General features: G+C 36.4%; 1 pseudogene. It reads right to left on the reverse strand.

Features of this window, described 5'->3' with window-relative positions:
- Positions 1-11,738, reverse strand: a pseudogene (locus AC28QF_RS10855) (hypothetical protein); the annotation flags it as partial.
- Position 11,739: the final 1 nt, after the last annotated feature.

Here is an 11,739-nt window from a genome sequence, read left to right on the forward strand (position 1 = left end):
TACGTTTTTGTAAACACACAACCTGTTACTGGGTGTGTTGCTGTTATCGTATATGATCCTGTTGGTAAATTTGTAAATGTTAACGCTGCATCTGTTCCTGTTGGTACTGTTTCTGATGTTGGACCTGCATATGCTGCTGGTGCATTTGTAATATCATAAATAACACCATCAATATTTGTACTTGTTTTTACTGAGATATTATCTCCTGTTGCACAATCGATATCTTTTATTGAATTGATATCAATATCTGTAATAGGATCAAAAGCATTTATAACTGTTGATAGTGATATTACTTCACAATTAGCACTATCTACAATACGTACATAATAACTACCGCCCGCAAGATCGCTTATTGAAAACACATGATTTGTTCCGGTTACTGTTACCGTGTTTACTAAAACATCATCTGTTAAATCAGCTGGGGTTCCGTTATCATTATACAACTCTACTATTGTATAAGATAAACTTCCTCCTCCTACATCCGAAGAAGTATCAATACTTAAGGTAGCATTGTTTACAGTATTTGTACCTACTGAACAACCAAACTGAACTGCAGATGGTGCAGTTACTGTTAATAATGGGTTATCTGCTACAACAATATCTGCTTCTTCTGTAAAACAGTCATTATCTCCTGTAACTCTTACCGTATAAGTTCCTGCTGGTACATTGATAAATGAGTTGCTTGCTGCATCCCATGTTGCTTGTCCTGCTACTAAACCGCTTCCTGCTGTTTGAACAATACTGTATGCTAACGGCGTTAAGCCTGCTGTTACAGCAACAGAAATACTTCCGTTGGCTACTCCATTACACGTTGCATCTGTTACGTTTGTTGTGAAAATTGGTAGCACGGCTGGGGCTACTGTAAATACTTTTGTATTTGTACAACCCTCTGCAGTATCAGTAATTGTTATAGTGTATTCATCTGCAATTGCTGTACTGAAAGTAAATGGTGTAGCTGGTAAAGCTGTACCTGCTGTAACTACAACGGTATTTGCTCCACTGTCGTTTCTAATAATTTCATAAGTATATGTTCCACTTCCAGTAACGTTATCTATTTCATATGTTGCTTCATCTGCAGGAGACGGAGTGTCACAAGTTAAGTTTTTAGTTAAATTAACTTCATATTCTAAATCGGGTTGTATTACAACGCCTACTTGTGTTACAGAACACCCGTTTGCATCGTTTACTATAACATCATAAGTACCTGATGTTAATACTGTTCCTGTATACGTTACATTATTTGTTGGTGCAGTAAAATTTGCTCCGCCATCAATAGAATATGTGTATGGTGGTGTACCGTTTGCTGCTGTTACCGTTATTGTTTTAGTTACCCCACAACTATTTGGTATCGCACTTGTGATTGTTGGTGATTGACTTAAAACTAAATCTATCGTTCCTAAACTTACCGGACCACAACCATTAACATCTTCGGCAAATGCTTCTACCGTAATTGGTGTTCCTGTAACAGTAGTTGCATCAACAGTAATAATATCCCCGTTTAAAACTCCTGTTCCATTTGTTACTGTAAATGTATAAGTATAACCACCAAAGCCACCAGATACATTTTCTATACGAACTGAACCATCTACACTACATGTTATATCGTTTATTTTAGTGACTTGACCTGTTATTTGAGTACCGTCATTAATTACTGCATCTTGACTACCAAAATCACATGTTGCAGTATCATTTGTAAGTACTATATAATATAAGCCAGAAGCAAGACCTGTAACAACAATATCTGTAAAAAGTGTTTCAGATTGATTAACGTAAGGTGGAACACTTGCACCTATGTTTGTTACTGGATCTCTTTTGTATAAAGTCCAATTAAAAGGACTAGATAAATCACCACTCGTATTATCTATAGAGAATGTTATTTGACCTGTATTAGCTCCAAAACATGATTGATTATCAACGTTACTTGCAACAGGAACTGTAGGCGTAAAAGCTGCATAGATATTATCATTATTTTGTTTTACACAGCCTGTAGCATCTCTTACATAAAAAGTGTAATCTACTCCAGGTATTAAACCTGTGTAAGTTAGAGTTCTGGCAGGATCACCAAATGTTCCATTATCAGCTGCATCTGGACCAACCCAACCTGTAGGGCTGTTTATAGCAAACTCAAAAGGACCTGTACCGTCAAGAGCTTCTACAGTAACTGTTAAACCTGTTGTACAATCACCTGGTGTTACAATTGGGTTTACTATTAAACCTGTAACATTGTAAGCTATTTCATATCTGCCATAAGCTATTAAACAAAGTTGGTTACCAGAACCATCAATAGTTCTTAAGGTAGGGAATACAATGTCTCCTGAATTGAAACCTCTTACTTGACCACTTGTTGATGTAAAATCTACCCAAGTTACACCGTTATCTGTACTATATTGTAAGGTATTTGGCAAATAATCATTAGGGTTGATACTAATAAAATTAAACCCCGTATTTCCAGAATCTACAGCACAGTTTAAAGGTAAAACATCAAATATATCAATAACTAATGCTGGCGGATCTACCAATTCAATTGCTGGTGTTATGGTAGCTGTACATCCTAAAGCATCTGTAATTACTACAGTATAACTTTCTGCAGGTAAATTATTAAAACTAAAATTAGTTCCTGAAAAATTAGTAATAGTTTCAACTAAAGTAGGAACGCTATTTGTAATGGTTATTGTAAATGGTCCTTGCCCAGTATTGGCTGTTATAACACCATCTATACTACCAGTATCTCCATTACATGTTGGTTGGTTTGCTGTTGCTGTAATTGCTACTGGTGTTATAGCATTTACAATAACATCTTGTACTATATATTCACAGCCAGCATCGTCTCTTACATATACATCGTATATACCTGTTGCTGCAATTACAATAGGGTTTGTTGCTGTGAATGCTCCCGCAGCATTACCATCTGGCACTGCTGAGAACACATACGTACCAGAACCACCTATTGGGCTTACTAGTATTTGACCGTCTGTACAACTTATATCTGTTGGTGTTGCTGTGGCAACTAAAGCATTGTTTATCGTTGCATTTTCTGTATCTGAACAACCTGCAATATCTCTAATAGTTACCGTGTAGGCAATACTAGATAAACCTGTAATACTAAATGTTGTAGCATTGGCAGGTACAAATGGCGTAAAGTTAGTACCGTCTAAACTGTACTCGTAAGTTCCGTTACCACTAGTTACATTTAAATCTATTATTCCGTTAGCTCCATCATAACATTGCGGTGTTGCTGTAAAAGCAACTGCTTGATTTACCGGCACATTTACTAAAACAGGTGTTGAACGACAGTTTTCTGCATCGATTGCAACTACCCAGTAATCTCCTGCGGTATCTATATCGGTAAATGGTGCGCCTGTTTGAACGGCTGGTCCTGTTCCTGCAGCATTATCAAATAATTCATAGGTATAAGGACCTCCATTTCCACCTGATGTTGTTGGTGTTATGGTTATTGTTGCTCCGTCTGAAGCGGCGACATCACACGTAATTTGTTTTGTTACTGTTGCTGCTACATTTATTACTGACGGATCTGATAAAGTTACCGGTGCTAATGTAATATTACAATCTGTAGTTGAACCTGTTGGTCTTACTACAATATTGTATGTTCCATCTGCTAAGTTTGGTATTGTAAACGGGTTTGCTCCTGAAGCCGTCCAATTTGTTCCGCCATCTAATGAATAATCAAAATCTGCTGATAACGTTGCTGGTGCTGGGAAATAAGCGGTTACTTCTATGCTTCCGTTACTATCTCCAATACAAACAGGGTTCGATTGGTCGGTTATTCCTGCTGTAAATTCTTGATTAGCTAAAATTGTAATATTATCAACAGTTGTTGCACAACTACTTCCGTAATCAATACTAACAGAATAAGTTCCATCCGATAAACCACTAAAAACTCCGGTAGTATTAGTCGTTGCTCCTAATGTATAATTATATGTTCCTGCTGCAGCTGGTGTTAACTGTGTTAATGTAATTGTTCCTGTTCCGTCACAATTATAAGTTACCGCATTGCTAAAAGTTGGCTCCTCTGGTAATGGCGCAATGATAATATTTGGGGTTACCGTAAAACTACAACTATTTGCATCTGTTATTGTTACAGTATATGTTCCGTCCGTTAAATCTTCAAATGTATAATTAAAAGTTACCGTGTCTGTTGTAAATGTTGTAGAATTAGTTCCATCACTTAATGTATACGTATATGGTGCTGTTCCTCCACTTACATTTTCTACAGTGATTTCGCCTAATTGAGCACAAGTATAAACTTGTGATTCTCTTGAATCTCCTGATAATGGATTTGGTGCGGCAATTGTAATTTCTGCTGTATCTGTACATCCATTGGCATCCGTAGTTAAAATATCATACGTTCCGTCAGCTAAACTGTTAAAAGAAATGCTAACATCTGATGATGGACCTGATGTTTGTACTGTACCTGGTGCTCCTTGTAATGTTATAGTAGTTGTATAATCTGCTACTCCGTTACTGATAGCAATACTAACTGATCCTGTGCCTCCACTACAATCTGGTTGTGTTGGGGTTGCAACTATAGTAGGATCTGCTATTCTGGTAATGGTTACATCTTCTGTATATTCACAAAATCCTGCTGCTCCGCTTTGATCTCTTACACTTACGGTATAAGAACCTGCGGCAACATTAATTGGACTTGTAGTACTTGTTATTACTGAACCTACTGTTGGAGCAATTGGTGTTACTACATATTGGTAATTACTATCTCCTCCTGTTGGTGTAATTGATATTTGACCTAAAGCGTTACAATGCTCGTTCGTAGTTGAAATAGTAGCGTCTATTTGCGGATTAATTACTGTACCTGTTACTGTTGCCGTACAATTAAAACCATCTGTTACAGTTACATCATACGTACCGTCAGTTAAATCTGTAAATATATTTGATGTTTGCGTGGTAGTTCCACCATCTAAACTATATAGATAGTTACCGTTTCCTGTTAGAATATTAACTGTTAATGTACCGTTATTGCTAGTAGCATTATAACAAACTTGTGGTGTTACTGAAAATGTTACAAGTATAGCATCTGGCACATTTACTAAAACAGGTGTTGAACGACAGTTTTCTGCATCGATTGCAACTACCCAGTAATCTCCTGCGGTATCTATATCGGTAAATGGTGCGCCTGTTTGAACGGCTGGTCCTGTTCCTGTAGCGTTATCAAATAACTCATATGTATAAACTCCTCCGTTTCCACCTGATGTTGTTGGTGTTATCGTTATTGTTGCGCCATTTAATGTAGGATCAGTATCACAAGTAATTTGTTTCGTTACTGTTGCTGCTACATTTATTACTGACGGATCTGATAAAGTTACCGGTGCTAATGTAATATTACAATCTGTAGTTGAACCTGTTGGTCTTACTACAATAGTGTATGTTCCATCTGCTAAGTTTGGTATTGTAAACGGGTTTGCTCCTGAAGCCGTCCAATTTGTTCCGCCATCTAATGAATAATCAAAATCTGCTGATAACGTTGCTGGTGCTGGGAAATAAGCGGTTACTTCTATGCTTCCGTTACTATCTCCAATACAAACAGGGTTCGATTGGTCGGTTATTCCTGCTGTAAATTCTTGATTAGCTAAAATTGTAATATTATCAACAGTTGTTGCACAACTACTTCCGTAATCAATACTAACAGAATAAGTTCCATCCGATAAACCACTAAAAACTCCGGTAGTATTAGTCGTTGCTCCTAATGTATAATTATATGTTCCTGCTGCAGCTGGTGTTAACTGTGTTAATGTAATTGTTCCTGTTCCGTCACAATTATAAGTTACCGCATTGCTAAAAGTTGGCTCCTCTGGTAATGGCGCAATGATAATATTTGGGGTTACCGTAAAACTACAACTATTTGCATCTGTTATTGTTACAGTATATGTTCCGTCCGTTAAATCTTCAAATGTATAATTAAAAGTTACCGTGTCTGTTGTAAATGTTGTAGAATTAGTTCCATCACTTAATGTATACGTATATGGTGCTGTTCCTCCACTTACATTTTCTACAGTGATTTCGCCTAATTGAGCACAAGTATAAACTTGTGATTCTCTTGAATCTCCTGATAATGGATTTGGTGCGGCAATTGTAATTTCTGCTGTATCTGTACATCCATTGGCATCCGTAGTTAAAATATCATACGTTCCGTCAGCTAAACTGTTAAAAGAAATGCTAACATCTGATGATGGACCTGATGTTTGTACTGTACCTGGTGCTCCTTGTAATGTTATAGTAGTTGTATAATCTGCTACTCCGTTACTGATAGCAATACTAACTGATCCTGTGCCTCCACTACAATCTGGTTGTGTTGGGGTTGCAACTATAGTAGGATCTGCTATTCTGGTAATGGTTACATCTTCTGTATATTCACAAAATCCTGCTGCTCCGCTTTGATCTCTTACACTTACGGTATAAGAACCTGCGGCAACATTAATTGGACTTGTAGTACTTGTTATTACTGAACCTACTGTTGGAGCAATTGGTGTTACTACATATTGGTAATTACTATCTCCTCCTGTTGGTGTAATTGATATTTGACCTAAAGCGTTACAATGCTCGTTCGTAGTTGAAATAGTAGCGTCTATTGGTGCGTTTATCGTTGCAGCTATTGGTGGAATTGTACAACCCAATCCGTCTTGAACGGTTACGTTATAAGTACCTGCTGCTAAATTAGAAAATATGTATTGATTTGGTGTTGCTGGATTTGGTGTTTCCCATGTAACTCCATTATCTAAACTAAATAAATAATCATCGTTTCCTCCGGTAACATCTACGGTTAATGTACCGTTATTACCATTATAACAAATTTCTGGAGTTACGGAAAATTCTACTGTGTCTGGTTCTTGTATTGACACATTTACTGGTACACAATTGTTTCTTACAATGGTAATATTAACGTCGTCAATAAAGTTACCTACACTTAAACTACCTGTTGCTGTAGATAAAGCATCAAAAGCAATAACTGTGGTTGATTGCCCTACAGGTACTATATATGTTCCATTATAATCTCCCCAAGCTGAATTACCGTCTGACATTGTTGCTACAATACCTGCTGTTGCTAAATCATCTCCAATTTTAACAGTAGCTACATCTACACCCGCTCTTCCTCTATGAGAAACAGACCAGTTTATTTCATCTCCTGGTTGCGTACAATATTCTTGAAACAAAGAACCTGGATTTTGTGAGTTTAATTCGGCAAAAGCAACCCCATCTTTAGCAGGCACTCCTTGAAAATTATTATACCATATTTCTATTGTATTTGAAGGATCTGTAGTATCCCAACCAGGAACATCATCCTCATTTCGTTGGTTAAAACCAGTGGTAGCTCTTGTTGGTTGCTCGAAACTACCATTTTCAAATAAATTTGAAGTACAACCACATTCGTTACAGTTTCTACTATCACGAATCATAACAATATAATCTGTTACTCTTCCTGGCACATCGTTAAATATATTTGATAATTGCCAAGTAGCACCATCATCTATACTAAATTCATAAGGTGGCACACCTCCTGTAGCTGTTGCTATAATGGTTCCTGATGGTGGTCCTGAACATGTTGGTTGCTGATCTACCGCTGCTGTTAATGTTAACTCGTCTGGTTGTGTAATTGTTACATCTCCTAAATCTATTGTACAAGTTGTTCCTCCATCTACTTCTCTAATAAAAACTTCATAAGTATCTGCTGCTAAACCTACAACTCTGTATGGATTATCTGCCGTAAAAGACCAAGTAGCACCTCCATCTGTCGAATATTCAAAACTAGTACCTATTACATTACTTGCTCCTATTGTTATGGTACCATTGTCTGAACCAAAACATTCACTATCTGAAGTTGCTCTTATGTCTCCAGAAAAAGCATTCCCGCTAGCTACTGTTACAGGAATATCTGTTCTACAATTCCCGAAATAACTTACTCTTACTGAGTGTGCTCCTACCGCTACATCGGTAAAAACATTTGCATTTGCACCTGTTTGGACTACTGTACCATCTAATGTATAGGTGTAAGAAGCATCAAAAGGAGTTATTGTTATATTTCCTTCACCTTCACAGTTATATACTACTGCTTGGTTAAATGTTGGTGCACCCGGAATTGGGTCTATAACAACATCAGATAAATCTCTAGGACATCCGTTGGCATCTTCAACTCTAATATTATAGGTTCCTGCTGCTAAATTTATAACAGGATTACTTGTTGCTGCTGTATAAGTTGCGTCTGGTGCTAATTTATAATAAAAAGTATACGCTCCTGTACCTCCTGCTGGATCTGTAAAGGTTATAGTACCTTGTATGGTATTACCATTAGTATTACAACTATGATCGGTATGTGTTGTACTACCACCTGTTAAAGCAGCTGGCTCTTGAATTTCAATATTTTCGATATCATATATACATTGATATCCTGTTTTTGATGCTCTAACTCTTACTGTATAAGATGGGTTTGCTGCAAGGATAGAAAACACACCTGTTGCGTTCCAATTAGCACCTGCATCTATACTGTATTCAAATGTATAGCCTAAATCTGCACCATTAATACTTACAGCTATTTGTCCGTCTGTTAAACCGTTACACGAAATATCTGTAGTGTCAGTTGTAAATTGCACTTCTGGTTCTACAACAACTGTTGCTGTTGCTGTTGTTGAACAGTTATTGCTATCTGTTACTTCAAAAACATAAACACCTTCATCTCCTACTGAAACATTATAGGTTGTTCCTGTAATAGCAGCAGGCGTTGTTACTGAAGCCGGAGCTGAAATAAGTGAAATATTATATGTTAAACCTGCTGACAAAGTTCCTCCTCCTGGTGTTAACGTTATAATACCATCAGAAGAACCATCAACACATGAAATATTTTTGGTCGTGGTTGCCGTTAAAGTAATTGGGGGTGGCTTATTTATTATACGTGTTTCTGTTGCTGTACAACCATCTACTGTAGTTACGGTGATTACAAAAGTACCTCCGTCATTAAAGTCATAAGTTTGACTATTATTCGCTATAAAACCTCCAGAACCAGCTTCTGAAACTCCATCTCTAGTTATATCATAAGAATACTCACCTGGAACGCCATTAACACTAGCTGTAATTTGTATAACATCATCTGCACAATTAAGAGTTCCCTCTGTTACGTTTAATTGTATAGGTGGTGATTGTATGTTTATATTTTCTTGTGTATAGGTACATGAGCCTGCTGGTGCACCTATTAAACGAATTGATAAATCATAATCTCCAGCATCCGCTATTGAAAAAGTAGCATTTGTAGAAAATGGCTGATTAAAACCTCCAGGACCTGTTAAGCTGTACTCATAACCATCTGGAACATTTGTTATTACTATACTACCTGGTGTATTACAAACAATATCTTGCGTAGTAATTGTTGGGTTTAGCGTAGCCTTATATACATTAAAGTAATAAGTTTGCGGACATCGACCATCGTATAGTACTTCTAAGCGATATTCACCTTCAGTATCAAAGTTTTTATCTAATTCAGTTCCAATATTTGTCCAATCACAATCCGTATCTAAATTAGCACAACCTTCTATTGCATCAACAGCACAGTTAGATGGTTCATCTAATTTAAACCAGTTAACTGTAGTAGCACCTGTAAATGGTAAATTTATATCTACAGAGCTATTAATTCCACATAAATAAACCTCAGCTAATTCAAAACCATTACACTCAGGTAAAACTTGAGAAGCAAAAGGAGCTAAAGGATTTGGCTCATCATTAAAACTAACTACATTAACTGTTTCGGTAGCATCTATACAACCAACCGGAGCTATTTTTGTTACTATGTATGTTCCTGCTTGTGTTACTGTTAGAGTTTGATTTGTTCCGAGTATAACTCCTGGTGCACTTGCTTCTTCCCAAGAATAGGTAGCAAAACCATTACCCGCAACAATATCTATACTTGCACCACAAAGCACTTCTGATCTTTCGAAAGTACAGCCAGAGGTATCAACTAAAAAATTAGAGGTACCTACAATACCAAAATCACAACTATCTATTCCGGAAAAACTTGGTCCATTATCAATAAGGACACCTCCTCTTATACCTTGATAACTAGCAAAAGCTTGGTTTTCTATTTCATTAGAACATACATCTCGTAAATCATTACAGTCTGAAACTACTTGAACACGTATATCAATTTCATGTAAACCTCCTCCTTCTAAAACCATATCATCTGGCACAGAGAACTGTAATTCGGCTCTAAAACCATTACCAACAGCTGGCGGGTCATAAGATATAATAGTTACACCTGCAGGCAAATCTATATTAAAACGTGTACCATCTGGCGCAACTGATCCATTAGGTGCCGCTACTTCTAATAAATCTACATTTTTAGGCAACCTATCTGTAATAATGGTATTGGTAGCATCATCTGTACCAACATTTTGAAATGTAATATTGTAAAACAATTCTGCTCCCAAACCTACAGGAGTACCTGATATTTCTAAACCACCTGGGTCTGTTATTGTTTTTAACAGTTGTACTTCGGGTTCTATAATTTCAACAGTCATTGCATTTAAAAATGGAAAATAGGCATCCTGAGCTGTTGTAAACCTAAGATCAATTGAGCTCTGTCCGTTACCAATAACCGAGTTTGAAGGATTGCTTAGGTTAAATAAATCAACATCAAAGCCTAAAGTATTTGTACTTCTTGGCGACCTATTATTAACAAAATTATTAAATTTGGTTATCGAACTATTAAAAAAGTTATTAGTTTGGTTATTGTTACCTGTAGTTATGTCTACATAGTTATTTGATTGATTTAATATTTGAAAACTATCTCCAACAAAAGGCTTATCACCTTCTAAGGCTGCCGTTAGTAACTGAACCCTAACAGGTCCTGCAGGGATTGTAGTAAATCCAGAAAAAGATACATCTGTATCAACAACTCCATCAATTGTAGAAAAACCATCAAATAACGAAATATTTTTACTCGATTGTCCTTCATTTTCATAAATAATCACTAGAACCCAACCTGCTGAAGAACCTAGTCCTTGGCCTACTGAATCTTGTCCTAGAGTAGCTTTAATATTCGCTCCAAAATAATCTCCATTATAATTAGTACCTAATGATTGCACTATTGAAGTTACATCACTGTAACATACGTAAGGTAATTGAGTAGCCTCTCCATCATCATAAAGTACACTTCCTGTTATATCTTGATACGGTTGACCTGGAGCTTTAAACTTCATGGTATTAAAATCACCATCTCTAGTGTTTATTGCAGCAGACTCATCACTCCATTCATCATATGGATAAATAGCAGCCCAATATAAACCTGCATATACAACTCTTGAACAATTAGGTAGGTTAAGTGTAGACATACTTGATGAAAAAGTAGTATTATTCCCAGGAATACCTAAATCATCATCAATATCAATATAACCTAACTCAAAATCAGTGTTACTATTCCCTCCAAAATTAAAATCATCGTTAGGTCCAATAAAGTTAATTCTTGAATCATCGATACTTAATATATTATTACCGACAAAGGTTATGTTACCTCTAACATTAATTCCCCCAACACCTAATCTGTTTGTAAAAGGAGTGTCAGCCTTTTTATTAGCTGTAGATTTTTCTTGAATTTTGACTGCCTTTTTTGCTTTTAACTTAAGTTCATTCGACACTCTTGAGTCATCAAATAAATTAAGTTTCTCTTGGGAAAAAGTAATATTGGCAAAAAATAAAATTAGTATTATAAGTATTTTTTTCATCATC

It is taken from the genome of Tenacibaculum sp. M1.3A (assembly GCF_057732375.1).